Genomic DNA, 25,838 nt, shown 5'->3' with positions numbered 1-25,838 from the left:
GGAGGAACGCCGCGCCTCACCGAAGCGGGATCCCCGGCCCAAGCCCGGGGATGACGGAGAACTGGATTGGACAGCCGCAGAATGTTCTCTGTTCGTTCTTGACTTCTGTCCTAAGCTCGGCTATATCGTGTCTTGTCCCGGCTCACCGAGGGGCGCGCTCGCGAGGCGTCGCAGGTTGTGGAGCCGGGGCACGGTCCTGCGGAGGAGGCTGAACGCCAGCCCACCGGCAGGAGGCCGCCCGCAGGTCCCGAGCGACCGCTGCGGTGTCCGCCTAAAGAAGCCGTGCGCGAGGAGCCGTTCGGTTCCAAGCATCATCATCACAGATCGAGCCGGACCGCTCCTCGCGCCCCCCTCGACCCATTCACCCTCGGAAGCCACACCGGCCTCGAGGTCGCTGCCGCGCGCTCTTTGATATCTCACACGCCCTCTCGTGCCAGTCAGAACCGCCATGTCGTCATAGCTGGCAGAGGGACGGCAAGCGCTTCAGTCCACGGCAGAGGCGCATCCGATTATCCATGTTTTAACCAAACCATCGTCTAATCGGCCCTGAGTAAAAGTGTGTTTGCGCGCATGACGGTTTCATCACTCACGATGTCTTGTGCGCTCGAGTTGTTGCGTAGAGTTCGCCATGGTGCACGATCGTTATCCGTCAGGCCGCCGCGTCCTTCGAAAGAACCGGCGCAGTCTTTTTGTGACGGCCGCTCTCGTGGCGATTTCTATGAGCCCTGTCGCTATCTACGCGAACCTCCGGGTTCAAGACGCGCTCCCTTCCGTTGACATTTCCGGCAGCGTCGCAAGCCCGACGCCTGAGCAGAGCACGATGGCAGCGGCCTCCGCTGAAAGCGATGCGTGGACGCTGGTCGATCCGAAGCCCATGGGGCGGCCTGAGGCGTTCGGTTCGGCTCACAATGCGGCACTTGCCACAACGTTCAAGCCGTCCTCCGCTCCGCGCGCCGTGGCCAGCGCCGCGCCGCCAATTCCTGCGGCCCAGAAGGAGCCTGCTCAACCACTCCAGCCTTCGCCTGGGATGAAGGCGGCTCAAGCCGACGGGCCGCCGGTCCCGCTGCCCGTGCCGCGTCCTGCGGAATTCCGGGTTGCGAAGGCGCCCCAGATGCCAAAGCCTGAAATGCCGAAGCTGGCGAGCGTGCCGATCAAGACAGCGGCTTTGCAGACGCCGCCGATTGGACCGGTCAACGAGCCTTCCTTCATCGAGAAGCTCTTCGGCATCAAGCCCGCGCCCCCGCCTGACAATGCCCTCGGCTATGCTGCGCTGGGCAGCACCACCGGCAGCATTGCGCCGGGTGCGCGCTTCAGCCCTGCTCCGCAGGTCGGCGACAAAACCGCTGTCTATGACATCAGCGCGAAGGTCGTCATCATGCCCAACGGCGAGCGTCTGGAAGCGCATTCCGGCCTCGGCGACAAGCTCGACGATCCGCGCTTCGTCCATGTGCGCATGAAGGGCGCGACGCCGCCCGGCACCTATATCCTCACCGAGCGCGAAGCGCTGTTCCATGGCGTGCGAGCCCTGCGCATGCACCCCGTGGGCGGCAGCGCCGCCATCTATGGCCGCGACGGCATTCTCGCCCACACCTACCTGCTCGGGCCGAACGGAGACTCGAACGGCTGCGTGTCATTCAAGAACTACGACCATTTCCTGCAGGCCTATCTCAGAGGAGAGGTTAAGCGCCTGGTCGTCGTTGCCGGGAGCAAACAGGATCTCCTGCCTCGTATGGTCAACCGGAGCCAACGCCTCCCGGTCCCTGAGCGCGACACCTGATCATCCAGACGATCTTGCACGTCGCTTCTCTCGGCCTAATTCATGGTCGAACAGGGAGAGACGGGATGGAGCGCACTCTGGGATCGATTGTGCGATGGACTGCTTTCCGGCATCGTCGCGTTCCGGCAAGAAGCTTTCTCACCACCTCGATCCTTTTCGGCATGCTGGCGGCGACAGCTCCGGCTGTCGCGCAAGGCGGGATGGGTTATCTGGTCCCCGCCCCGGCCCCGGACGAACTCCAGAAGACGCCGCGATACGATTGCGACACGCCCGGCGAACCGCTCATATCGCTCGATGTGAAGAGCAAGTACAAGCAGGACGATGCCAGCCGTTCGACGATCGACGAAGAAGCCGAAGAAGCCTATTCGGAAGCCGTGGAGCCTCTGCGCGATTACGGCAGAGCGCTGGTGAAGATCTCGAACGCCTACGTCAAATCCGACCCAAAGAATACGGCGGCTGCGGCTTGCGTGCTCACTTGGCTCGACAGCTGGGCGAAGGCGAATGCACTCACCGATATGCGCTCCAGGCAGGCAAGCCACAATCAGGGACAGGCCGTGGGTGGTATCGCGCTGGCTTATCTCCAGATCCGCAACGCACCCGGTCTACCAAACGAGCAGAAAAAGCGGATCGAAGCCTGGCTCAACAAGTTGGGGCATCAAGTTGCCGATGCCATGGACAAGAACGACGGCGTCTCGGGCCGAAACAATCACCGTTACTGGAATGGCCTGAGCGCCATCGCGGCCGGCATCGCCACAGGGGACCAGAAGCTGATCAGATGGGGGGCCGACAGCGCCCGCATCGGGATCAGGCAGATCACGAAGGATGGTATCCTGCCCCTGGAACTCAAACGCGCGAAGCGGGCCCGCGACTATCACAATTTCGCCGCCGAGCCGCTGATCGCCACGGCAGAACTTGCACGCACGCAGGGCATCGATCTCTACACAGAGAATGACAAGGCTCTGTCGCGTCTCGTCAACCGCGTGGTCGAATCCTTTACGGATCCATCCTTCTTCGAGAAGGCCACAGGTTCAAAGCAGGAGCCCTATCCCGGCGACGGCACCGTGCCGGGCTCGCGCATCGCATGGCTCGAAATCTATCAGAGCCGTTTTCCTTCAGAAAGGGCCGAAGCTCTATTGGCCTCCAAGCGCCCGGTGGCCTCGAGCGGCATCGGCGGGAACACGACATTGCTGTTCCGCGGCAAGGACTGAGCGCCGGGTGAGGCTCAGGGCTGTCCGCTGCCACCTGCCGCGCCATAGACCTGCCCTGTGGCGTAGCTCGCGTCGGATGCGGCCAGCTGCACATAAATGGAGGCGAGTTCCACCGGCTGGCCCGGGCGTCCGAGTGGCGTGTCGCCGCCGAATTGCTGCAGCTTTTCCTGTGTGGCACCGCCGCTCACCTGAAGCGGCGTCCAGATCGGGCCGGGCGCGACACCGTTCACGCGAATGCCCTTGGGTCCTAGCTGCTTCGGAACCTCGGCAGCACAGGAATGTTCCATGTTCAGGCCTTGCTTGAGGACCAGTCCCCGAAGCCGCCGAGCCGTGCGGTTGATTTGGCAGATCTGGCTCCATTCCGGCAATGGGCGGGTCAGGAGTAGGCAACCGGTGGACGTGCTCTTCACTCAGGCAACGGTTGGCCTCGCCGAGTGCGATCTGCGCGGATACCTCCTGCGCGTCAACGATTATTTCTGCACAATGCTCGGCCGCAGCCGAGATCAGCTTCTCGGATGTCACCTCAGCAAGATTGTGCACCCGGATGATCTTCCGCGAACCGAGGCCTTGCTAGCGGGGTTGCTGAATGAGGATCGCTACGAGGTCGAGAAGCGCTACCTCCGACCTGACGGTTCCGTGGTCTGGACCCGGACGGCTGCAAGCCTCATTCGCGATAAAATGGGTCGACCGGAAAGATCCCTGGCTGTCTGCATCGATATTACCCAAAACAAGCGTCACGAAGAAATCCTGCGGGAGAGCGAGGAGCGCTTCCGGCTCCTCGCCAATTCAGCGCCTGGAATGGTCTGGATCACCAATGGCGAAGGTGAAGTGACCTATGCCAGCGATCGATGGTCAGAATACACGGGCCGCCCTCATTCAGAGGTTTTAGGCTACGGCTGGCTCAACACGATCCATCCGGATGATGTGGAGGGAACGCTTCGCGTCTGGACCGATGTCCAGGTCAAGGGGATTCCCTATGAGACGGAGTTTCGCTACCGTCGGCATGACGGCGCCTATCGGTGGCATGTCGTCAGGGCCAATCCCTATCGATATCCCGGCTCTGACAAAATCACGGCCTGGTTCGGCAGTTCGACGGATATTCACGAGCTCAAGATCATTGAGGCCGCCCTGCGTGAAAGCGAGCAGAGACTACGGGCAACTTACGAAAACGCAGCCATCGGGATCGTCGAAGTCGACACGAACGGCCATTTTCTGCGGGTCAATGAATGGCTTTGCGCGATCAGCGGCTACCAGCGAGACGAGCTGCTCGCAATGACGATAGGCGACATCACGTTTCCCGACGACCAAGCCCAGGACTTGGAGATGTTCCACCGACAAATGGCCGGAGAAATCGACGTCTATTCCCTCGAGAAGCGCCTCCTGCGTAAAGACGGGCACCTTGTCTGGGTTGGTCTTTCTGCGTCACGGGTCGATGATCTGGTCGGTCGCCCTCTTTACGGCATCAGAGTCCTGCGCGATATCTCCGCCCGTAAGCGCGCGGAAGAAAGCCGCAATCTCCTCATCAACGAATTAAATCACCGGGTGAAGAACACTCTGGCAACCGTACAGTCGATTGCACGGCAAACCTTGCGCAATGCCCGCTCACCACAGCAAGCCGAAGAGGATCTGGAGAGTCGTCTACTGGCCCTCTCCCGGACGCACGATGTTCTCACGAGGGAAAACTGGGAGCGCGCCGGCCTCCCCGACATCGTGGCCCAAGCGATTGCCCCCTATCTGAACCGAGGCGAGAAGCGCTTTCAAGCGCACGGACCGGCAGTGATCCTGACCCCGCAACAGGCATTGTCAATTGCAATGGCTCTTCAGGAGCTCGCCACGAATGCCGTCAAGTATGGCTCGCTCTCGAACGAGACAGGCACGGTTATCATTGAATGGTCGACGACGCGCTCGGATAATGACCTTTTCCTGCATCTTGTTTGGCAGGAAAGCGGCGGACCTCCAGTGAGCCCGCCTACCCGCCGCGGCTTCGGAACGCGCCTCATAGAAAGAAGCCTCGCGAGAGAGCTGGAGGGTCAAGTAAAGATCGACTTCCTCCCCAGTGGCCTCATCTGCGCCGCAGATATCCCCCTGAAATAAGGCATACTTCTCGAAACCCATTCACCAAGGTCGTCGGCCCAGCGGATCATATCGACCAGATCACCGGCTTTCCCGTCGCCGATAATACGATCCAGAGTGACCACGTTATCCGACGAAGCCAATGGCTCCGTAGAGGAGGCTCCATCCTTTTTGCCGTTCTCTCCAAGGGACTCAAGATGACAACCTCGGTTTTCTACGTCATCTAAGGGCATCCCTTTCTGGAGATTCCTATGGCAGACTTTTCCGCCTTCCCCATCGCCAGGCGCTGGCCCGCATCCCATCCGGACCGTCTGCAGCTCTATTCGCTGCCGACACCCAACGGGGTGAAGGTATCGATCATGCTGGAGGAGATTGGCCTGCCTTACGAGCCGCATCTGATCGACATCGGCAAGAACGAAACCTGGACAGAAGAATTCCTCTCGCTCAATCCAAACGGCAAGATCCCGGCGATCATCGATCCCAACGGGCTCGATGGAAAGCCGTTAGGGCTCTTCGAATCCGGCGCGATCCTGCTCTACCTTGCGGAGAAGAGCGGTCAACTCCTGCCGGGGAATCCGGCGCTGCGATATGAGACCATCCAATGGGTATTCTTCCAGATGGCAGCCGTAGGCCCGATGTTCGGCCAGCTCGGTTTCTTCCATAAATTTGCGGGCCGCGAGATCGAGGACAAGCGGCCACTCGAGCGCTATCGCGCAGAGTCGAAGCGCCTGCTCCGCGTGCTGGAAAAGCGGCTCGAGGGCCGCCAGTGGGTCATGGGCGATGAATACACCATCGCCGACATCTCCCTGCTTGGCTGGGTACGCAATCTCATCGGCTTCTATGGGGCCGGCGAGCTCGTTGGCTACGACACGCTCAAGAATGTTCCGACCTGGCTGGACCGTGGCCTCGACCGCCCTGCCGTGCAGCGCGGTCTTGAGATCCCGAAGCGGACGTGACGCGCTACCGTTCTCGATATTTTTTAGCCAGCAACCGTGAGGGTGCCCTCACGGTTGTCTGCATGGTCGCGCCTCAGACCGGCGCAGAACGATCTCGCGCCTGCCAAAAAATTAACACAGATTAATCAAATCAATAGAGATGTGCTCTTGTCTCAATCCTCGCAAAGAGGAAACCACAGCATAAGCTGTGTATTTAGGCGCCAGAGAAGTAGCCTGGCTGAGAGCACGCTTCTGTAGCCTCGCCTCCTTTGGTGCTTCAGTGGGGGGTGAGGCCTTGCGGCTCCGATCGACACAGATTGAGCCAGTAGTGCGCGTTCAAGTGAATTGGAACCACTCTTTCAACAGCAAAGAGATACGATGCCCGCTAGCAGACGCTTCAGCCAAACGCCCCCGGACAAGGCCAACGAGCTCTTCGAAAAGCTCCTCGCGACGTCCGACAATGCTGTCAAAACACGAGAACGCCTCTTCGCAGATCTCAAGGAAGAGCTCGAACTCTTGGCAACTCTCCAAGAGCAACATCTCTTTCCAGTTCTGATGCGGAACGGAATGCACGATCTCGTGCAGATGGCAGTCAACGACAACCAGGAAACTGTTGCGCTCCTCACACAGCTGGAGCGCATGTCCAAAAACAGCAGCGAGTTCCTCGATCATGTCGCTCGATTAAGGAGAACTTTCCAGCAGCATATCCGGGATGACAAGAAAGAGCTTCTTCCAGCCGTGCTTGAGGTTCTCAGCGAGGAGGAAGTAGAGGCGGTGATCGAGAAGGTGGAGGATAAGATGGCCAGTATTGACGAAGCAAAGCGGTTTGAAACGCAGCATAACCGTGAGCAGGTCGAGATCGTCCAACGTGTCGCGATTGATGTCGCTGATACAATGCGAGCTGGAGCGGAAAGCGCCCAGACTCTCGCCCGTACTTTACAGGAAGCCGTCGAGAGCAGCTTCAACACGTTCGCCGAATTGGCTCGCCAATCGACAGGGCAAGCCATGCAGATGTTCAACCGTCCCGGCGGAGAGACACAAGGGCTCACGGCACAAGCCTCGCAAAACTTCCGCATTGCCGCGCAATCTGGTTCGGCTCTGGCGCGTGGGATGCACGAGGTTTCCCGCGAATGCTTTGAACTGAGTCAAAGGCGCCTTCAAAGGAACCTCGAAGGCTTGACCGTCTTGGCCCAATGCCGGTCTATGTCTGACTTCATTGCAGCTCAGAGTTCCTTGATCCGGGACAACGTTGAGCAAACCGTTGACAACAGCCGGCGCATTGCGGAGCTCGCCCTCCAGATGGCAGACGAGGCCACTCGCACCGTGACCGTTCAGATTGAAAGATCCGAAAAGACAGCCCCACATGTCAGCCGCGCAGCCTGAGGGTTAGAAACGGTCCAGATCGGAACGCTCCTGGCTTCAAAGCCAGGAGCGTCTGTACGTCTCGTCGGAAAGCGGCAAGAAAGGGCAAGGGGTTTATCCTAGCAAATCCCGCAACGTACGCATGAAGACCCGCGCCCCAATCGCAAGCAGATCATCCGGGAAATCATAATCCGGATTGTGGAGCGCTGCGTGATCCTCACCCGCGCCGAGAAAGAACATGGCAGCCGGAGCATTCGCACCCAGCTGCCCGAAATCTTCGGACGGACGCATTGGTAGATCCCCCTGTCATGCGGTACACCCTCGGCATCAAGCGCACGGCGTAAGTGTGCCACCGCTTCGGGAGCGTTCTCGCAATGGCGGAAAATGTCACTGTACGAGATTGCGACGGATAAGCCGCTATCCCGCGCGGCGTCCTTCGCCATTTGCTCGGCCTTGCACACGAGAGCGTCCATGCCTGCGTCAGTCATCGTCCGAAGCGTCGCCCAGATCTCTCCATGAGCGGGAGCAATGCCGAAGGCCGGCTCGCCGATCTGCGCGTGCGTCACGGTCACCATAGCGAAGCTCTCATTCATGGGACCGCCGCTCCCTAAGGCCGTGAGCGCCGGCATGAGCTGCGCGATGGCATTGACCGGCGACACTCCGGTTTCAGGCATCGAGGCATGGGCTGTCTTGCCCGTGAGCACAATGCGCATACCGCGTGAGGCGCAACTCACCGGTCCCTCGATGAGAGCGACCTTGCCGAACTTCATGCCCGGCAGATTGTGAAGCGCGAACACAAAGTCGGGCGCAATATCGCGGAACTTCGGATCCGCCACAACGGCAGCGGCTCCCGCTCCCGTCTCCTCGGCAGGCTGAAAGAGCAGAATAGCACGACCACGTTGCGGACGCTGCCGGCCCAAGCCTCGGGCGAGAGCCGCGAGGATCGTCATGTGCCCGTCATGTCCGCACAAATGCGCCTTGCCCCGCACGCGTGAGCGATGAGGCGCGTCGGAAACTTCCTCAATAGGCAAAGCGTCGAGCTCCGCGCGAAACACCACCGTGGGACCGGGCTCCCTGCCCTCGAAGATGCCGGCGACGCCATGACCGCCGAGGCCCGTGATGATTCGATCAGAGCCAGCCGAGGCAAGCAAGTCCTGAACAGTCCGGGCAGTTCCAGCTTCTTCTCCCGATATCTCGGGATGGCGGTGCAGCCCGCGCCTCCACTCGGTCAGCTCGACCAAGTCTTCGTTGGTCAAAAACATGGGAAGGAACTCCGGCCCATCATAAGAATAGGCTGGTCAGATTGCCCCGATTTGCTCACCCACGGCAATCGCCTGTTCCGCCAAATGGACGGCCGAGGCTCGGGAACGGGCTCCGCAGATAAAACCGCTTGGATGGCAAAAGACGCCATCCGGAATGCCTGCGGCCTTGGAGAAGGCCTCCTCCTGCAGGCCTCGCCAGGATTCCGGCAGCGAGAGCCTCTGGCCAAAGGAACTCGGCTCTGGGGGAATCGTGCGGCAATACCACGAGCTAGCATCCTCATTCGGGTAAATGACGAAGAGGAGATCCCCCAGGCCACCGTCGAACACCGCCTTTTCCCAAGGCAGCTTTCGATCGAGCACAATCACGCGCGGATCCTTCGTCTCCCGCGCTGCCGCTTCCACGAAGGACACGGCTTTAGCCTCCGCATAGGCTTGGCGGCAGGCGCGCTGCAGAATGCCATGCGCCACGGCCGCCGCCGCCGCAAACGCCTCGTCATAGGTTTGGGTGCTGTCCCACGTGGGGTTGAATGCCTCGATCAGGAGCGCGAGATGCCCTGGGCATGCGGATGACACGCCGTTGTCGGCGAGATCGATGGCAAGGATGAGCCCTCCATCGATATCTTGCCAGACGACCTCGCGCGTATCGTCTCCAATTTCTGGCACGAGATGGTTGAGAGCCCGACGCCCATAATCGCGCCAGATCAGGCCGACCGAGCTGTAGGGCGTGCCATCCTCGCGGCGCGGCAGGTCACGCATATGATGGTCATAGCACTTCCTCGCAGGATCATACACGCCGCCTACGTCGAACACGATATCGGCTGCGGCGATCAGAGCCGGGTCGCGGGTGCGGATGAAATCGAACTCCCCAAGAACAGCGCGCAGAACAACGGATGCGAACACGTCATCCGCATGGAATGTCCCGCTATGGGTGACGACCTTCATACTTCCCTTCCCGTCAAGCCAATCAAAATTCCTGTCGGCTCTTCAAGAGCCAAGCTGTGCCGAGACATATAACCCTATTACGAAGGTGCAGAACAGGGCTGACACGCCTGAATAGCGTTTTTCCTGCGCATGTCTGAACCTTTCTTTCAAGCCCGAGCAACCGGGAGCCTGGCTATCGTGGCTTGACCTTGCCATGGTGGGAAGGTCTAGACAGCCGAGGATCTTGATTTAGGGGAAGATCCGAACATGCATCTATTCCACATTCCTGGCATGACCTGCGGCGGCTGCCCCGGTGCCGTGACAAGGGCAATCCAGAAGCTCGATCCGAAAACGCGCATCGAAGGTAGCCTTGAAGACCGCACGATCACGGTCGCAATGGACAAAGCCGAAGTCTCCCTGCTCGCCGCTCTGGAGAATGCCGGCTACCCAGCCCAAGCAGTTTCTGACGATCGATGAAGCAGCAGCCTTATCTCTTTCTGGTGCAGCCCTTGCGCCCCACATCACCCAATCTTTAGGAGATTATGATGATCCTACGCTCTTTGATCATGGCGGCCAGCATCGCCGCTCTTCCGGCGCTCGTACTCGCGCAAGGAACCTCCCATAGCGGCCATTCCATGCCCATGCAGACGCAGCAATCCACGGACACCTCGGCCACGAAGGGCTACCGCGAAGCCAATGCGAAGATGCATCGCAATATGGACATCCCCTATAGCGGCGACCCCGATGCAGACTTCGTGCGCAGCATGATCCCGCATCACCAGGGTGCCATCGACATGGCAAACGTCGCTCTTCAGAACGCTAAGGATGAGCAGGTTCGCAAATGGGCAACCGACGTGATCCGCGAGCAGGAGCGCGAGATTGCGGAGATGCAGGCCTGGCTGAAGAAGAAGGGCGTACAATAAACCGTGATGGCCGGGCGTTGAGCCCGGCCTTTTTGTCTCAGATGTGCTCGTGAAAGGCCTGAGCTTCGGCCTTGCTCTCGAAGACATGAGGCCTCACGGTGCGGGTGAGCACCCGCCACAGCTCTTGGTGCGGCATCCGGCGTGCCGATGCCGACGGATCTGGACGTACAGAAGGTGTCGCCGCTCTGAATCAGGGGGACCGCCCCCACTGCGCCGGCGATCTTGTGGCGCATGGGCCCTCTCCTTCCTTTGAGGTGCAATTCCTCACTAGGCTTCCAAACCATTGTGAGGACTGCTGTTTTCTGAGGATCCGACCACCCTCACCTTGGCAGTGTCAATACGACCTTGGAGCGTGTAGAGGATGGTTGCTGCGCACTTGTGGGGAGCACCGTGCTTCGAACGAGAGGGCTCGTGCGTTAACGGGTATCCCTTGCGGGCGACAGGAAAGGAAAAACCATGTTTACGCTTACAATCAGCGACAAGCCGATTGCCATCACCAATGCCGATGAGGAGGAAGCCCGCGAACTCCTCATGAGCGAGGATTTCAAGGAAGACCTCAAGTACTTGGAAAGCGAAGGCGCTCCCATCTGGGACGGCTTTGCCACTCTCAACGTCCGGCCTGCCACCGAAGAGGAAAAGGCCGAATTCGAGGGGGCGGATTTCGACGATGAAGACGAAGAGGACGATGATGAGGAGGATGGCCCCTACATCATGTTCCTGGTCGACGTGACGGACCCAGATGAGGCTGACGAGGACTAAGCCCTTTCTTTTAGAATGGCTCTTAAGAAAGCCGAGCCCGGGATCAAAGGGCTCGGCAACCAGGACGCAGTGCCTCCGTTTCTCGAATGAGACACCTTAACACTCTTCGCGTCCTTGACTTTGCCATGGTGGGAAGGTGCAGACCATGAGCGACATGGCTCAAGGGAGTTTAATGATGCAGTCCAACCTGACGATCAGCCGGAGAGCGTTGCTGACGGCCCTCATCGCTTCCCCCATCGCGATGCGTACCGCGTCTGCCGAAACGCTCCCAAAGATGCTCGTGACCAAGGATCCGACCTGCGGATGCTGCGGCGCTTGGGTAGATCACGTCCGCTCGGCAGGATTTACCGTCGAGGTTATCGAGTCTCCGGAAATGAACCGCGTAAAGGCGCGCCTTGCTGTGCCGCAGGATCTGGCCTCCTGCCATACGGCGGAGATCGGCGGCTATGTCATCGAGGGCCATGTGCCTGCGGATTCGATCAAGCGCCTTCTCGCGGAGAAGCCCAGCGCCAGGGGGCTGGCCGTCCCCGGCATGCCGGCAGGCTCGCCTGGAATGGAGGTCGCAGGTATGGAGCCCGAGACCTTTGACGTGGTGCTCTTCGGACCCTCGGGCCAGAGATCCTTCGCCCGCTACAAGGGTAGCAGGCCGGCCTGACACGCCCGGGAACACGGGACGAGCCGGGCCGTTGGCCCGTCATGTCCTGGCTTGTCCAACCCCGTCTTGTGAACGATCCCTTCAGCGATCCAGGCGTCTATCTCGACTTCCGGTATGGCCGTCGGGCGATCCTCTTCGACCTCGGCGATGTGAGCCTACTTTCCTCGCGCGAGCTGCTTCGGGTGAGCCATGTCTTCGTCTCGCATACACATGTTGATCACATCGCGGGTTTCGACCGCCTGTTCCGTCTCTGCCTCCATCGGGCCTCGCCACTCATTCTGATTGGCGCGCCGAGTTTCGTGGATCAGATCGAGCACCGCATTCGCAGCTTCACCTGGAACCTGCTGGACGAGAACTCGGTCGATTTCTGCCTGCGTGCGATGGAGTACGATGGCTTTCGCCTCACGAAGGCCGCTGAATTCCATGCCCGGGAAGCTTTTGCCCGCCGCAATGTTCCGGCTCCGGAATTTCCAGAAGGCATCGCATGGACTGAAGCGGATTTCAGGATCCAGGCTGTCGCACTCGATCATGGCATTCCCTCCCTCGCTTTCGCCTTGAAGGAAGTCATGCAGGTCAATGTCTGGCGCGGCGTTCTAATGGAGATGGGATTGCCGCCGGGACCATGGCTCAACGAGGCGAAACGCGCCGTCCGCCTCGGACTGGCGGACGATCATCCGATCATGATTTCAGACAAAGAGACCATCAGGCTGGGAGAACTGAAGCACCGCGCCCTGCGCGTGGCTCCGGGGCAGGTGGTCGCCTATATCACCGATGCGTCTCCGCATGCGGCAAACCGCGCGAAGATCCTGCAACTCGCCGACAAGGCGGATCAGCTTTTCATCGAGGCGGTATTCCTGGAAAAAGACCGGCACCTCGCCGAAGCCTCGCATCATCTCACTGCCTGGGAAGCAGGTGACATCGCTCGACAAGCTGGCGTCCGGTACGTGACACCGTTCCACCACTCCGCCCGCTATCTCAGTGAGCCTGATGTTCTGCGGGAAGAAACGTTTGAGAGCTTCAGACCAAGCGAGACAAGGTCGTTGATTGCATGAGACCGTTTACCGCGCAGCGAACACGGCTTCATAAATCTGTTCCGGCTCCGGCCTCTTGTTGGACTGGAATCTCAGCACACGATAGCCACAGGATTTGAGGATCTGGTCGCGCCTGGCATCGCGCTTCGCATCATGGGAGCGGTCATCGAGCTCGATCACCGCGATCACCTCCATGTCGCGGGCGACCACCCAATCGACGCGCATGTTGGAGATCTGCTTGAAGGCGACCCAGAACGTGCGGCTGCCTTCCTTCGCGTCGGGCCGCAGGAGAGCCAGGATCGGCACCTGAGGCCAGATCTCGCAGTCGGGAAATGCCTTCAGCAGGCGCTGGTAAAACTCTCTCTCATTGGCCGTCATGATCGACATGCGGTGATAGCGCACGCGGCGTGCCCAGATCAGCGCAATGATGAGCGCCAGAGCGAGCAGGACAATGCCGGCGAGCCATGTCCAGGACATGTTTTCGATGATCATGCTGCCCGACCTTTCACGACCTCCCGTCGGGCTCGATGAAACCGAGCCGTATGGTCCTGCGTCTTCTTATTGCCAGGTTAAAGCTTTGGGGAGAGTAAAGATGGACCTCAATCGTCGCGCCTTTGTTTTAGGTCTTCCGGCTGCCGCCGTTTGCTCCGCCCTCCCTGCTGGTTCGAGCCTTGCGCAGCAGGTGTTGGCACGCTCGACCTATCAGGCGATATACGCGCCGATCGATGACGATCTCTACCCGATCCCGGGGGTGGATCTCTCGAAAATCAATCAGAACTACCTGCGCAAAGTCGTTCCATACGAGACGAGCGAAGCGCCCGGAACTATCGTGATCGATCCCCGGAGCCGCTACCTCTATCTCGTGCTGCGGGACGGCATGGCAGTCCGCTACGGCGTCGGCGTGGGCCGCTCCGGTTTCAGCTGGTCCGGCACGGCGGTGATCAAGGACAAACAGGAATGGCCGGATTGGTATCCGCCCAAGGAGATGTTCGGGCGCCAGCCCGAGCTGATGGAGCAAATGGGTGAATTGCCCGGTGGCGCTGGAATGCCGGGCGGCCCCGGCAATCCTCTCGGCGCCCGCGCCATGTATCTCTGGCAGGGCAACAAGGATACGCTTTATCGTATCCACGGCACCTTTGAACCCTGGACGATCGGCACCAACGTTTCGTCCGGCTGCATCCGTATGATCAATCAGGACGTGATCGACCTCTACAATCACACCCCTATCGGGACAAAGGTGGTGGTCCTTGGATCCCCTGGAAACAAGCGCAACCACGCTGCACCTCGAGCCTGAGAACGAAGTATTAAGCCTATTTTTGCCATGGTTGACCGCCACACCTGTCTTAAGGGTAGCGGGATCAAAGCAATATGCGGGACATCATGGCCCGACCGGAACGGTCGCTTGGCAAGCAAACGACGCCACGTGTTCTTGCGAACAATTGCGAGCATGCCAGGAAAAACGTCCTGAAGATTACATATCTTCTCGCCGGTATTGCTGCGCTCGTTGGCATGATGCCATGGAATACGACGGTGCGCGCGGATGGCGAGACGCGAACACTGAGCTTTGTTCATACCCATCGGCAGGACAGCACTACCATCACCTTCCGGCGGAACGGCCAGTATGACGAGCAGGCCCTGAACCAGCTCAACTGGTTCCTGCGTGATTGGCGCAATGACAAGCCTGCCCGCATGGACCCTCGCCTGTTCGACATCCTCTGGGAGGTCTATCGCGAGTCCGGATCGCGGCAGCCCATTCATATCATTTCGTCCTATCGTTCGCCTGAAACCAACTCGGCCCTGCGTCGCCGATCGAGCGGCGTCGCCGAGAACAGCCAGCACATGCTCGGAAAGGCCATGGACATTCGCCTGCCCGACGTCTCCACCGAGCGGCTGCGCGCGATCGCCATGCGCATGCAATATGGCGGAGTCGGCTATTATGCGTCCTCCGACTTCGTGCATGTCGATACGGGCAACGTACGTGCCTGGCCGCGCATGTCGCAGCAGCAGCTTGCGCGTCTCTTCCCGAATGGGAACACCGCTCACCTGCCCTCCGACGGCAAGCCGCTTCCTGGCTATGAACAGGCCAGGGCTCAGATTGCCGCCCGCAACGCTGCCCTTGCCACGCAGGCCTCAGCGGGTGGCGGCTCCATCGGCACTCTGCTGGCCAATGTCTTTGGACGCAGGATGCCAGCACAACCGCCGTCGCCCGTTCAGGAGCCGACAGTGGTTGCCTCCGTGGTGCCTGAGATCAAGGCGCAACCAGTTCCGCTACCGCCGCAGCGGCCACAGGACGCGGTCATCCAGACAGCAAGGGTCGAGGCACCGTTGCCGCCTGCTGGCATCGCGCTGGCCCCGGCTTCGCCTAGCGAAACAGTCGCCTCTTTCGAGCCCATTCTGGGATTCGACGTGGAGGCAGCCGTACAGTCGCTCTTCGAGCCCAAGACCGCACTGCTCGATATGGGCTTCTCTTCAGGTGCGCTGGATGACTTAAGCCACACGCGCTTCACCGGCCCCGCCATCAAGCCCGTTCCGCGACTTGAGCAGGACCCGTCTCCTCGCAGCATGTGGGCAAAGGCTGGCTAAAGCATCGGACCCAAAAGTGGATCTGCACTTTTGGGGCTCATCCGATGCTCTCTTCCTTGATGAGCGCATCGTTGATTACGGAAAACCGGGTCCACTTTTCACTGACGTGGACCTTCGGTTCCGCGCGATGCGCTAGCCCGCTGTTGCGAAGATGACCAATGCGAACACGGCGAAGGCGAGCATCCCGGCCGCCGCTACGATCCAGGGCGAAAAAGAGGTTTCCTGCGTTTCGGCCTGACGCGGCTCAAGGAGAGCAGGCTTCGTCGGCTGCAGGGGCTTTGCTTTGGAGGGTTCGCGGTTGGCACGAGGTCCTGGGAAGGGAATGATCTCCGCACTTTGGCGCGGCATCGCCGCAGGCTTCGGATTGGGTGAGAGCAAGCTTTCCTCAAGCTCGACTGGAACACCCGTCTCCTCCAGATGAACCACGACCAGCGCGATCTCTTCTGCGCTCATGCTCTCGACGGGAAGACTCGCTCGAAGATCTTCGGTCGTGAGATGTCCCCTCTCGCGCCCGAGGGAGATCAAACGGTCCAAGGTATTACTGTCGAGTGCCGGCTGCATGAGGGCATCACCCCAACGTTTGACAAGGCTTGTGAGCCTAACGCGGCAATCTGGTAAGGTGTTGCACGGGCTCTGCGTCTGTCCGGCAAGTTTTTTGAGGGCAGGCTCTTAGGCTCTCGAGCGCCTCAGTTCTTCGTCGCGTTGGAGGCTTCCTTCAGTGCCTCCTTCTGCTGCCGAACCTGCTCGGAAAGCTGCTCGGCGATGGCTGCCAATCGAGCGGCGGCCACCTCCTTGCCAAGTACCTCGACCTGACCGGCCAATCCCACGGTGAGGAGAGATTCGAAAACAATGTCGGCTGGCAGACCCTTCTTGATCAGTTCGATGGCGAGCTTCTGCCATTGATCGGCCAGCTGGATGCGGAGGGTAGCGTTATCGTCAGTCATATGTCGATCCATACATGATCCAGCGGGGCCTGTCCTCGGCAATCGTCCGAGGGCCGAAGCTTGTCACTCAGCTTACATAGAACCGTTCTAAGGCGATTTGGTCCCTCATAATGGAGAAGCCAAATGGACCAGCACAAGGTTCGCCTTCGCGCCAGCGAGTTGGAGGATTCCGGCGATGTCGGCATCAACCCGACAGAAAACCTCACCATGGGCGAGATCATCGCCACTCGCTTCAACCGGCGCGATCTTCTGCGCGGCTCGCTTGCCGTTGCCGCCATCTCCGCGACGGTCGGCACGCGCGCTCTGGCCGGGAACGAGCAGCCGGCAAAGAAGCCGATGGCTGCCTCTTTCGACTTCAAAGAAATCGAGGCCGGGGTCGACCAGACCCACCACGTGGCCGAGGGCTATGATGCCCAGGTGCTGCTGCGCTGGGGCGACCCGATCTTCGCCGATGCTCCCGAGTTCGATCCCATGAACCAGACGGCCGAAAAGCAGGTGCGTCAGTTCGGCTACAATACGGACTTCATCGGCTTCATTCCGCTCGACGGCTCAGCCGATCACGGCCTGCTCGTGGCGAACCATGAGTACACCAACGAGGAGCTGATGTTCCCGGGCGTTGGCGTTCAGGATTCCAAGGACGCGAACTTCGGCAAAATGACCAAGGAGCTGGTGGATATCGAGATTGCGGCCCATGGCGGTGCAGTGGTCGAGATCCGCCGCGTCAATGGCCAATGGCAGGTCGTCAAGGACTCCAAATACAACCGCCGTATCACGGCTGATACGTCTATGGAGATCACTGGTCCGGCTGCCGGCCACGACCGGATGAAGACCTCTGCCGATGCCACCGGCCGCAAGGTGAACGGCATGATCAACAACTGTGCCGGCGGCGTAACGCCCTGGGGCACCTGGCTGAGCTGCGAAGAGAACTTCAACGGCTATTTCTGGGGCAAGCTCGCCGACGACCATGCCGAGGCCAAGAACTACAAGCGCTACGGCATCGGGACGCCCGCCTATGCCTGGGGCAAGTTCCATGACCGCTTCGATCTGACGAAAGAGCCCAACGAGGCGAACCGCTTCGGCTGGGTGGTGGAGATCGATCCGTTCGATCCGAACTTCGTGCCGAAGAAGCGCACCGCGCTTGGCCGCACGAAGCACGAAGGCGCTGCCGGGATCACGAACAGCGATGGCCGCTACGTCGTCTATCTCGGTGACGACGAACGCTTCGACTACGTTTATAAGTTCGTCACGGCCGGCAAGGTCGACACGCAGAACCGGGCTGCCAATTTCGGCCTCCTCGATGAGGGCACCCTCTATGTCGCCAAATACAATGCGGACGGCACGGGCACCTGGCTGCCGCTCGTTCATGGCCAGGGACCGCTCACCGAGGCCAATGGCTTCAAGAGCCAGGCTGATGTGCTGATCGAGACCCGCCGTGCGGCCGACCTTCTTGGCGCAACCAAGATGGACCGTCCCGAGGACATCGAGGCGAACCCGCAGACCAACCGCGTCTACGTCATGCTGACGAACAACACCCGGCGTAAGGAAGATCAGGTCGACGCGGCCAACCCGCGCGCCAACAACGCTTTCGGCCACATCGTCGAGATGATGCCGGAAGGCGGCAACCATGCTGCGATAAACTTCACTTGGGAAGTCCTGGTGAAGTGCGGCGATCCGTCTGTTGCCTCGGTCGGCGCAACCTTCTCGTCCGAGACCACCAAGAACGGCTGGTTCGGCATGCCGGATAACTGCGCCATCGACAGCCAGGGCCGCCTCTGGATTTCCACCGACGGCAACAATGCCAAGGCGACGGGCCGTGCCGACGGTCTCTGGGCTCTCGAAACCGAAGGAGAGAAGCGCGGCACCTCGAAGCACTTCTTCCGCGTGCCGATCGGCGGCGAGTTGTGCGGGCCGTTCTTCACGCCAAACGACGAGTCCCTGTTCCTCGCCGTGCAGCATCCCGGCGAGGCGGATGACGGCGCGACATCGACCTTCGAGAATCCGATCACCCGCTGGCCGGACTTCAAGGACAACATGCCGACCCGTCCTTCCGTGCTCGTCATCACCAAGCAGGGCGGCGGCAAGATCGCCTGACCTGCACAGCTGTGATCTGAAAATCGGCGAAGGAGCCCCTGCGGCTCCTTTGTTCGTTCAGGAGCAGACGCGATTCAGTCGTAAGGCTGCGCAGCGAAATTTTCTGGGAGGGAAAGTGGCGCGGGCGACGGGGCTCGAACCCGCGACCTCCGGCGTGACAGGCCGGCACTCTAACCGACTGAGCTACGCCCGCGCATTTCGTCCCATCGCGTTCGGCCCAAGGCCTTGAATTTCTGCGATGGAGGCGCGCTCGTACCGGTGATTTGGCAGCCTGTCAAATATTGTTTTCGCCATCCACAGCCCAGGCTGATTTTCCCGGACAATAATCCTCGCCCGTCAGTCCCGCGTGCTGACGGAGAACAGCTCGTGCCCTGCCCCGTTCAGCACGCGCACGGCCTCGATTTCGGGATCACGGGATTGCGGACGACGGGCGAGCGCGAAGACCTTGAGGGCGCGCTCCTTCGCCTTCTCCAGGGAATCGGTGCGGACCATGATACGGCGGATCACCCCGCCGCCCGCCTCTTCCGAGGCAACGGTCTCAATGCGGTAGATTTCAATCACGAAGGGGCAACTCCACTTGAGACAAGAGCTCCACTATCACGCCCTCAGGCGCTGGAGCTTGTCGAATTTCTTGATCAGGCGATCCCGTTTAAGCTTCGACAGGCGGTCGATCCAGAAGATCCCGTCGAGCTGGTCGATCTCATGCTGGTGACAGACGGCCATCAGCCCCTCCGCCTCCTCCTCATGCTCCGTACCATCGAGATCCTGGTAGCGCACCCGCACCCGGGCATGCCGTTGGAGTTCGTCCGTCACACCAGGCATCGAGACGCTTCCCTCCACATGGTGGATCAGCTCAGGCGAGGACCAGACGATCTGCGGGTTCACGTAAACATGCGGCGAAGCATCGGTCTCGAGCTGGATGACCACGAGACGCTTGAGCACCCCGATATGGGGAGCCGTGATCCCGATACCAGGAGCCGCCCGCATCGTTTCCGTCAGGTCCTGCGCAAGCCTGCGGAGCTCATCGTCAAAAGCGATGATGGGCTCCGCCTCGAGGCGCAGGCGCGAATCGGGAAAGCGGACGATGGGACGGATCGCCACGGGCAGGCTCCTATGCTTGAAACGTCTTACTTGTAGCGCCCGCCGCGCTGCAGCACTTCGATCTTGTAGCCGTCCGGATCCTGGATGAAGAAGAACTTCGCCAGGAGCTTGCCCTGGTGCATGAATTCCTTGATCGGCAGAGGATTGAGGCCAAGGCCTGTTAAACGGGCATGCTCCGCCTCCAAGTCGTCTACCGACACGGCAAGGTGCCCATAGCCATCGCCCAGAGCGTAAGGCTCGGCCCGGTCATGATTGATGGTCAACTCGACTTCGAACTCGCTTTCCGAATTGCTCAGGTAGACCAGGGTGAAGCCATCAAAGCCAAGGCGTTCCGCCACCTGGAGACCGAAAGCCTTGCTGTAGAAATCCAGCGAGCGCTGCTCGTCCAGGACACGAATCATGGAGTGAATAGCTTTAGCCATGGGGACGACCTCGTTGAAAATCTAAGCCTTGAGATGACGACAGGAGTGCCGGGAAGACAGGCTGTTTGCCGCCGGAGCACATAGTCGAGAAAACGTGAACCTGCCAAGCTCTCGGGAACCTCTATGTCAAGGAACCTCAGCTCGCTCTGAATTCTTGACTTGGTACGGAGGCATCACACCCGCAACCCCTTATCGCCTCCGCGAACTCCGAGCCCCGTTCAGCCCGCATTGGAACGGGGCTTTTTCGTGGGGATCACTTTTCGAGCATCTCGGCAATGGCGCGGATGCGGTTGCGCACGTAGCCGGGCAGCCCGGCGCTGATGGAGTTGCCGGTGTTGAACGAGCTTTTGCCCATGAGCACCTGCACCGGGATCAGGTTGCGCAGGACAGGCACGTTCGCGAACTCCTTCTTCTGCTGCAGCACATCGGTCTCGATCCCGAGCGCCATGAAGATGGTCGCGACCGTCTTCGTGCGATCCGTGGGGTGAGGCTGCAGCACGGCAAGCAGCTTTCCGAACTGCATGACCTGGTTCACGTCGAACAGGGTCTGCTCGAGCACACCGGCCACAGGCGCATCGACATTGGTGAGTTTGGCCAGACCAGCCTGATCGATCTCCTGCTTCGGAAGAACCCGGATCTCGGTCTGGAATTCCATGAACTCCGAGATCTTCTTGCCCCCTTCCTCCAGCTTATTGGCAAGTCGAATGCCGACCGGCAGTCTTCCTTCGAGTGGATAACGGGACTCGATGCAGAGGCTTTGCGGAGCCTCGCACCAGCGTCGATCGGGATTGCGATTATGAGCGCTCTTTGGATCGGTGTTGGGGCGAGCCTGTTCGGCCGTGATGCGGCGATGTTTGATCGAAGGGTCGATCTTTTCCAGCACATCGAGGCCGACGAACCGATTGAGATCGATGGCGTCTGCAGGCTTGCCGATCAGGAAGCGCGTTTCCACCACATACATGTGGAGCTTTTCCGTATAGGGCTTCTCGATCCCATGGACGGAGACCTTGATCGTCGGCTCCACGTAATTCGGGAAGAGGCTCAAGAAGCGCTTCTCCTGAGGCAGTTCCCGCGCCCAATCCTCGAACCGCATGAGGCCCGTTTCACCATCGGCGATCTTGTCGCCGGTGTGATCACTGAAAAAGATCGTCTTCGGCTTCAGTTGCGTGAGGGGAGCGGCCGTAACCGACGGCACCTCCTCTACCCGAAAGCCCTCGGCCAGGGCCGGAGCGACGGACAGAGAAAAGGCAGCCAGAGCGATCAGGCTCCAGCGCAGTGAACAAAGTGCTCTCATCAATAAACCCGTCGATAGCCCCAGGGATAATCCGGATCGACCCGGCGCGGTCTTGGACGGGGCTCATCGTCCTCCCACCACCAGCGAAAACCTGGCTCCGTGCGCCGTTGAGGAGGAGCGTTCTGCCGGAGCGAATCCAGCCAGCTCTGCCCTTGTGAGTAAGGAGCTTCGTCATAAAAGCCGTATCCGCCGCTCTCGTCGCCATCGCTCCACGGATCGGGATTGCGCAAGGCATAGACCTCCTCCTGCGGCACGAGACGGTATTGCGTGTCGCTGAAGCGTCCATACCAGTTCAACCGGAAATACTCGTTGAACGCTTCTCGCCGCCCATCCGTCACCCGGTCGCCCGTGTTGAGATCGATGGGCATTGCAATCAGCTGTTTGGCAGCCTGAGGCGACGGCGGGCTCAAAGGGGATTTCGGAACGTGGTGCTGCCAGGCGGCTTCCACGATGTCCTTGAAGATCGGAGCCGCCACCTTTGCACCGGTCTGCCCACGTCCGAGCGTGCGGCGCTTGCCATCTGCATTGTCGTGCCCCACCCAGACGATCACAGTGACATCGTTGGTGAAGCCGGCGAACCAAGCATCGTTTTCGTTGTCCGAAGTACCCGTCTTTCCGGCGGCATAAGGCGCGAGAGCCTTCAGGTTACGGGCTGTTCCCCGCTCCAACACGCCTTGAAGCATCGTCTTCAACTGATAGAAGGCAGCGGCATCCGCAGAGCCGAGCCGCACCAATCCTTGCGCCTTGCGGCTGTAGATGGGGTGCCCCCGCTCCTCAATGCTCTCGAAGGCATGGGGCACCGGCATCGCGCCCTCGTTGGCGATGGCCGCATAGAACGCCGCGAGATCCAAAATCCGCACCGGCTGCGCGCCCAGCACGAAGGGGTAATGCGGGGTGCACTCCACATAGAGTTGCGCCTCCAGAGCGAGCTCGCAGACATCCTGAAGGCTTTCCGCGGGGCTCGTTTCGATACCGCCATCGAGCAAACGGGCGGTCACCAGGTTCTTTGAATTCTCCAATGCCCGGCGCAAGGTCACGATGCCGCCTGCGCCGCCATCGTAGTTCTTAGGTCGCCAGTAATCCCGCGCCCGCACATTCGCGCCGGGGTTCACGGGCGGCAGGGTGACGGGCGCATCCCAGACCAGCGTGTTGGGCTGCAATCCCTTGGAGAGAGCCGCAAGATAGGTGAGCGGCTTGAAGGCGGATCCTGGCTGGCGATGCGCCTGCGTCACACGATTGAGCTGGCTCAACGGATAGGAGAAACCGCCCGCCATCGCGAGAATACGGCCGGTCCTGTTCTCCAGAACGACGGCTCCGCCCTGCACCGTCGGCGGCACCCGCAGATCCGCTCGGACAACTCCCTTGCCTTTTTGGTCGATGATCCGCACGCGCACCACGTCATAGAGCTTCAGGTCGCGGCGAGCTGCCTCCCAGGCATTGAGAGGGAGAATACGCCCATCGGAGAGCCCCACGCGAATAACATTCGCTCCCGTCTTCTTGTCCCTGCCCTTTTCGATTACGACCGCAGCGGGCCATTGCACGTCATACAGAGGAAGGCGCGCGGCCTCCAAAGCTCTGCGCCAGGCAGGTGTCGCCCCATCCTCCTTCCTGCCATCCAGTGACCTGATGGCTTCGGCAAGATTGGCCTCTGCCGCCTGAAAGCGCTGACGGCCGATGCTCAACTCGTAGCGAGCCAGCCCTTCCTGCAAAGCCGCTTCGGTCGCCTGCTGCAGATCAGGATTGATCGTGGATCGCACCGTATACGAGCCGGAGGTGAGGCTCTCGATGCCCGCGAGCGTTCGCGCATCCCGGTTCACATGGTCCGTGAAATAGAAACCGCTGTCGCGGCGCGGACGCTGATAGGCAACTCGTGGCGGCAAGGAGGCAATCGCCTGCTGCACCTGACTGGCTTTGAGAAATCCATCCTCCTGCATGCGGCTCAGAACGTAGGCCATGCGCTCATGCGCGCGATCGGGCTGGGTGTCGGGGTTGTAGTAGTTCGGCCCCTTCGCAAGACCCGCCAGAAGCGCCCCTTCTGACACGGAAAGATCTTTGGCGCTTTTGCCGAAATAGCTCTGGGCCGCCATTTCGATGCCCCAGGAGGTGCGCCCGAGATAGATGGAATTGAGATAGATCTCAAGGATCTCCGCCTTGCTCAACGTCTGCTCGATGCGGGAAGCAACGATCATTTCGCGCATCTTGCGCTCATAGGTCACGTCGTCGCCGACCAGCAGGTTCTTGGCGACCTGCTGCGTGATGGTGGAACCGCCCGCCGGCCGTGCCGGATCGGCGAGGTTGTTCATGAAGGCGCGGATCACACCACGCTCGTCGACACCCTTATGCTGATAGAACCGCTTGTCCTCCGCCGAGACGACGGCCTGCTGCACGGATTCGGGAATGTCCGACAACGGCACCCAGATGCGCCGGTGATCGGGTTCGTAGACCTCGGCAAAGCGCCGGCCGTTGCCATCGAGAATCACGCTGACGCCCGGCAGCTTGAGGCCTTTCAGCTTTCCTGCGTCGGGGAGATCGGCCACTGCATTGTTGTAATAAGTAATCACCTCGCCAAGATCGACGGGCGGAGGTTCTACCTTCTCGTTCTTGCAAAACTGGCGGTAGCTCGCATGCAGGTCGTTGAAGCTCAACCCCTGGAGCATCTTGAGATCGCCCGTTACCGCTTGCGGATCGTCCATCGCGGTTGCGATCAGATCGTCGAGATTGATGTCCTCGATATCGAACGCGCGGCGCATATGGGTGCACCCGCTTTTCAGGATCTCGGCCACCTTCTCCCGGTCCTGCATTGGATCGAAGGACGTCTTCACCGTATCCGGGTCCACCAGGACCTGACTCAAAGTTAAGGCCGTTGCGAAAATCTTGACGAGGATCGCACTCATTCCGCCGCCATCATTGAACGATCACGCTCCTTATTAAGCCTAACTCGCGATGAAACAGGCCGGCATGCGCCCGGCCCGTTCACATTGTCGTAAGCAGCCTGAATGAAAGCTGGATAGTACGGCTGTTTTAGGACCGGCATCAGACTCCATATGGAGCGGAAAGCCACGCTTCCCAGCCTTGCGGGGTAGCTTTTGCGCCCTACCCGCGCCCGACGAAAGGCATCTTGGTCGCCATCACGGTCATGTTGAGGACATTTGCGCTCAACGGCAGGCTTGCCATGTAGACGACAGCCTCCGCCACATGAACGGGATCGATGGTAGGCTCTGCCATCACCGTGCCGTTCGGCTGCAGGATTCCGCTCGCTATCCTGGCAGCCATGTCGGTCGCCGCGTTGCCGATATCGATCTGCCCGCATGCGATGTCGTAGGCGCGCCCATCCAGAGACGTGGATTTCGTCAGGCCCAGAACGGCGTGTTTCGTGGCCGTGTATGGCGCGGAGAAGGGGCGCGGTGCATAGGCCGAAACCGAGCCGTTGTTGATGATGCGCCCTCCTCTCGGATCCTGATCCTTCATGATCCTGAACGCCTCTTGGGTGCAGAGGAACGTTCCGGTCAGGTTCGTATCCACAACACTCTGCCACTGCTCCAGGGTGAGATCCTCCAGAGGAACGGCAGGAGCTCCGATGCCGGCATTGTTCACGAGGAGGTCCAACCTCCCAAAGGTCTCCTTCACCTGTGAGAACAACGCCTCGACCGAAGCCAGATCTGTCACGTCGGCGGGAACCAGAAGAGGCTCGCCGCCGATCTCCTCGGCCGCCTTTTCGAGCACCTCTATCCGCCGTCCTGCCATGACAACATTGTAGCCCTCCTTCAGAAGGGCTGCACAGATCGCCCTGCCCACACCAGTCCCCGCTCCAGTGACAATGGCGATCTTGGAATCGTTGCTCATGTTTTCCTCCTTATGGAACCGGCCAAGCTTTTTTGCGTTCGCATTCTGCCAATCGGAAAGGAGTCCGTCATGCGCAATCGTGTCCTAAGCTCGGCCGCTACCCTGGTCGTGATCGCTCTTCCCCTCGCCCTCGCCGCCTGTCAGAGCGGAACGACAGCGGGTGCTGCCGGCGGTGCCGTGACGGGCGCCATTGTTGGTGGTCCGGTTGGCGCTGCAGTCGGTGGTGTCGCCGGTGCTGCCGTCGGTACCGCACTGTCTCCCGAAGAATCCACCCGCGTGCAAAGCTATGTGGTCACACAGCGTCGCCCGTCAATTCGCGTCGCCGACGAAGTAGTCGTCGGCCAGCCGCTGCCGCCGCGCGTGCGTCTCTACCCTGTCCCGGAGCGGGTCGGCCTCGCGAACCCCTACAGCTATACCGTCGTGAACGACCGCACGGTTCTCGTCGATCCGCAGACCCGCACCGTCGTGCAGGTCATCGACTAAATCTCGATCCCAAAAAATGGAGAAGGCGGCTTACAGGAGCCGCCTTTTTCTTTTTCGTCATCAAGCAGAAACTCAATCATCCATCGACAGATGGTCCAGCAGGATTTCGCGTTTACCGGCGTGGTTGGCGGGCCCGACGATGCCCTCCTGCTCCATCCGCTCCATCAGTGA

The 25,838-nt window shown here is 60.3% G+C and carries 25 protein-coding genes, 1 tRNA gene and 3 pseudogenes; 15 read left to right on the top strand and 14 right to left on the bottom strand.

Features of this window, described 5'->3' with window-relative positions; translation table 11 throughout:
- The first annotated feature begins 628 nt into the window (after nucleotides 1–628).
- Both DC522_RS25645 and DC522_RS25640 read left to right on the top strand, forming a co-directional pair.
- Nucleotides 629–1,777: a DUF2778 domain-containing protein gene (locus DC522_RS25645; RefSeq protein WP_245444522.1), complete on the top strand. Its 1,149-nt coding sequence runs from the start codon at nucleotides 629–631 to the stop codon at nucleotides 1,775–1,777.
- Between the two features lie 65 nt (nucleotides 1,778–1,842).
- Nucleotides 1,843–2,985, top strand: coding sequence for an alginate lyase family protein (locus DC522_RS25640; RefSeq protein WP_116531417.1), 1,143 nt, complete (start codon nucleotides 1,843–1,845; stop codon nucleotides 2,983–2,985).
- Nucleotides 2,986–2,999: 14 nt separating this feature from the next.
- Here the strand turns inward: DC522_RS25640 and DC522_RS25635 are convergent.
- Nucleotides 3,000–3,242: pseudogene (locus DC522_RS25635) on the bottom strand (SDR family oxidoreductase); the annotation flags it as partial.
- Nucleotides 3,243–3,378: 136 nt separating this feature from the next.
- Here DC522_RS25635 and DC522_RS25630 point away from each other — a divergent pair.
- From DC522_RS25630 to DC522_RS36250, 4 genes and pseudogenes are all read left to right on the top strand, one after another.
- Nucleotides 3,379–5,079, top strand: a complete 1,701-nt coding sequence (locus DC522_RS25630; RefSeq protein ID WP_165820309.1) for a PAS domain S-box protein — start codon at nucleotides 3,379–3,381, stop codon at nucleotides 5,077–5,079.
- A 230-nt stretch (nucleotides 5,080–5,309) separates the two neighbouring features.
- Nucleotides 5,310–6,014 carry a glutathione S-transferase N-terminal domain-containing protein gene (locus tag DC522_RS25625; protein ID WP_116531415.1) on the top strand — a complete coding sequence of 235 codons (705 nt, stop codon included), beginning with the start codon at nucleotides 5,310–5,312 and terminating at the stop codon, nucleotides 6,012–6,014.
- Between the two features lie 357 nt (nucleotides 6,015–6,371).
- Nucleotides 6,372–6,674, top strand: a pseudogene (locus DC522_RS37440) (hemerythrin domain-containing protein); the annotation flags it as partial.
- A 93-nt stretch (nucleotides 6,675–6,767) separates the two neighbouring features.
- The gene (locus DC522_RS36250; RefSeq protein ID WP_245444518.1) at nucleotides 6,768–7,376 is read left to right on the top strand and encodes a phasin family protein; all 609 of its coding nucleotides are present in this window, start codon (nucleotides 6,768–6,770) and stop codon (nucleotides 7,374–7,376) included.
- Nucleotides 7,377–7,469: 93 nt separating this feature from the next.
- Here the strand turns inward: DC522_RS36250 and DC522_RS25615 are convergent.
- Both DC522_RS25615 and DC522_RS25610 read right to left on the bottom strand, forming a co-directional pair.
- Nucleotides 7,470–8,617, bottom strand: a pseudogene (locus tag DC522_RS25615) (amidohydrolase).
- 36 nt (nucleotides 8,618–8,653) lie between these two features.
- The gene (locus DC522_RS25610; RefSeq protein WP_116531413.1) at nucleotides 8,654–9,559 is read right to left on the bottom strand and encodes an MYG1 family protein; all 906 of its coding nucleotides are present in this window, start codon (nucleotides 9,557–9,559) and stop codon (nucleotides 8,654–8,656) included.
- Nucleotides 9,560–9,805: 246 nt separating this feature from the next.
- Here DC522_RS25610 and DC522_RS25605 point away from each other — a divergent pair, with 246 nt between their 5' ends.
- From DC522_RS25605 to DC522_RS25585, 5 genes are all read left to right on the top strand, one after another.
- On the top strand, nucleotides 9,806–10,015 hold the full coding sequence (locus DC522_RS25605) for a heavy-metal-associated domain-containing protein (protein WP_116531412.1): 210 nt from the start codon (nucleotides 9,806–9,808) through the stop codon (nucleotides 10,013–10,015).
- 68 nt (nucleotides 10,016–10,083) lie between these two features.
- On the top strand, nucleotides 10,084–10,461 hold the full coding sequence (locus tag DC522_RS25600) for a DUF305 domain-containing protein (protein ID WP_116531411.1): 378 nt from the start codon (nucleotides 10,084–10,086) through the stop codon (nucleotides 10,459–10,461).
- 456 nt (nucleotides 10,462–10,917) lie between these two features.
- On the top strand, nucleotides 10,918–11,220 hold the full coding sequence (locus DC522_RS25595; RefSeq protein WP_116531410.1) for a hypothetical protein: 303 nt from the start codon (nucleotides 10,918–10,920) through the stop codon (nucleotides 11,218–11,220).
- Nucleotides 11,221–11,395: 175 nt separating this feature from the next.
- Nucleotides 11,396–11,875: a DUF411 domain-containing protein gene (locus DC522_RS25590; RefSeq protein ID WP_116531421.1), complete on the top strand. Its 480-nt coding sequence runs from the start codon at nucleotides 11,396–11,398 to the stop codon at nucleotides 11,873–11,875.
- 41 nt (nucleotides 11,876–11,916) lie between these two features.
- On the top strand, nucleotides 11,917–12,927 hold the full coding sequence (locus tag DC522_RS25585) for a ribonuclease Z (protein WP_116531409.1): 1,011 nt from the start codon (nucleotides 11,917–11,919) through the stop codon (nucleotides 12,925–12,927).
- A 6-nt stretch (nucleotides 12,928–12,933) separates the two neighbouring features.
- Here the strand turns inward: DC522_RS25585 and DC522_RS25580 are convergent, their stop codons facing one another.
- Nucleotides 12,934–13,398, bottom strand: a complete 465-nt coding sequence (locus DC522_RS25580) for a DUF2726 domain-containing protein (RefSeq protein ID WP_116531408.1) — start codon at nucleotides 13,396–13,398, stop codon at nucleotides 12,934–12,936.
- Nucleotides 13,399–13,498: 100 nt separating this feature from the next.
- Between DC522_RS25580 and DC522_RS25575 the strand changes: the two genes are divergently transcribed.
- Complete coding sequence (locus DC522_RS25575; RefSeq protein ID WP_116531407.1) at nucleotides 13,499–14,200, top strand: L,D-transpeptidase; 702 nt, start codon at nucleotides 13,499–13,501, stop codon at nucleotides 14,198–14,200.
- Between the two features lie 86 nt (nucleotides 14,201–14,286).
- Nucleotides 14,287–15,489, top strand: coding sequence for a DUF882 domain-containing protein (locus DC522_RS37435; RefSeq protein ID WP_371680483.1), 1,203 nt, complete (start codon nucleotides 14,287–14,289; stop codon nucleotides 15,487–15,489).
- A gap of 132 nt (nucleotides 15,490–15,621) precedes the next feature.
- Here DC522_RS37435 and DC522_RS25565 read toward each other — a convergent pair whose 3' ends face one another.
- Both DC522_RS25565 and DC522_RS25560 read right to left on the bottom strand, forming a co-directional pair.
- Nucleotides 15,622–16,050: an RNA polymerase sigma factor region1.1 domain-containing protein gene (locus tag DC522_RS25565; protein WP_116531406.1), complete on the bottom strand. Its 429-nt coding sequence runs from the start codon at nucleotides 16,048–16,050 to the stop codon at nucleotides 15,622–15,624.
- Between the two features lie 125 nt (nucleotides 16,051–16,175).
- Nucleotides 16,176–16,433, bottom strand: a complete 258-nt coding sequence (locus DC522_RS25560) for a hypothetical protein (RefSeq protein ID WP_116531405.1) — start codon at nucleotides 16,431–16,433, stop codon at nucleotides 16,176–16,178.
- Between the two features lie 123 nt (nucleotides 16,434–16,556).
- On the opposite strand from DC522_RS25560, the gene DC522_RS25555 reads away from it, so the two are divergent.
- Nucleotides 16,557–18,524 carry a PhoX family phosphatase gene (locus DC522_RS25555; RefSeq protein WP_116531404.1) on the top strand — a complete coding sequence of 656 codons (1,968 nt, stop codon included), beginning with the start codon at nucleotides 16,557–16,559 and terminating at the stop codon, nucleotides 18,522–18,524.
- A 116-nt stretch (nucleotides 18,525–18,640) separates the two neighbouring features.
- On the opposite strand, the gene DC522_RS25550 is transcribed toward DC522_RS25555, so the two are convergent.
- The 7 genes from DC522_RS25550 to DC522_RS25520 all read right to left on the bottom strand — a co-directional run bounded on the left by DC522_RS25550 (nucleotide 18,641) and on the right by DC522_RS25520 (nucleotide 25,184).
- Nucleotides 18,641–18,717 (bottom strand) — tRNA-Asp (locus DC522_RS25550).
- Nucleotides 18,718–18,860: 143 nt separating this feature from the next.
- Complete coding sequence (locus DC522_RS25545) at nucleotides 18,861–19,085, bottom strand: hypothetical protein (RefSeq protein WP_047189102.1); 225 nt, start codon at nucleotides 19,083–19,085, stop codon at nucleotides 18,861–18,863.
- Nucleotides 19,086–19,121: 36 nt separating this feature from the next.
- Complete coding sequence (locus DC522_RS25540; RefSeq protein ID WP_116531403.1) at nucleotides 19,122–19,625, bottom strand: peptide deformylase; 504 nt, start codon at nucleotides 19,623–19,625, stop codon at nucleotides 19,122–19,124.
- Nucleotides 19,626–19,651: 26 nt separating this feature from the next.
- On the bottom strand, nucleotides 19,652–20,047 hold the full coding sequence (locus DC522_RS25535) for a VOC family protein (RefSeq protein ID WP_116531402.1): 396 nt from the start codon (nucleotides 20,045–20,047) through the stop codon (nucleotides 19,652–19,654).
- A 253-nt stretch (nucleotides 20,048–20,300) separates the two neighbouring features.
- Nucleotides 20,301–21,341 (bottom strand): hypothetical protein, encoded by a 1,041-nt coding sequence (locus DC522_RS25530; RefSeq protein WP_116531401.1) that lies wholly within the window; start codon nucleotides 21,339–21,341, stop codon nucleotides 20,301–20,303.
- Nucleotides 21,341–24,235 carry a penicillin-binding protein 1A gene (locus DC522_RS25525; RefSeq protein WP_116531400.1) on the bottom strand — a complete coding sequence of 965 codons (2,895 nt, stop codon included), beginning with the start codon at nucleotides 24,233–24,235 and terminating at the stop codon, nucleotides 21,341–21,343. The genes DC522_RS25530 and DC522_RS25525 overlap by 1 nt, the downstream gene beginning before the upstream one ends.
- A 199-nt stretch (nucleotides 24,236–24,434) precedes the next feature.
- Complete coding sequence (locus DC522_RS25520) at nucleotides 24,435–25,184, bottom strand: SDR family oxidoreductase (protein WP_116531399.1); 750 nt, start codon at nucleotides 25,182–25,184, stop codon at nucleotides 24,435–24,437.
- Between the two features lie 69 nt (nucleotides 25,185–25,253).
- Here DC522_RS25520 and DC522_RS25515 point away from each other — a divergent pair, with 69 nt between their 5' ends.
- On the top strand, nucleotides 25,254–25,667 hold the full coding sequence (locus tag DC522_RS25515) for a DUF1236 domain-containing protein (protein ID WP_116531419.1): 414 nt from the start codon (nucleotides 25,254–25,256) through the stop codon (nucleotides 25,665–25,667).
- Between the two features lie 72 nt (nucleotides 25,668–25,739).
- Here DC522_RS25515 and DC522_RS37430 read toward each other — a convergent pair.
- The coding region (locus DC522_RS37430; RefSeq protein WP_133239370.1) for a DNA translocase FtsK at nucleotides 25,740–25,838 on the bottom strand (99 nt) is incomplete at its 5' end.

The organism is Microvirga sp. KLBC 81 (assembly GCF_003075415.1).
Classification (GTDB): Bacteria; Pseudomonadota; Alphaproteobacteria; order Rhizobiales; family Beijerinckiaceae; genus Microvirga.
The sequence above is the reverse complement of the archived record's forward strand: the minus strand, read 5'-3'. Positions and strand labels throughout refer to the sequence as shown.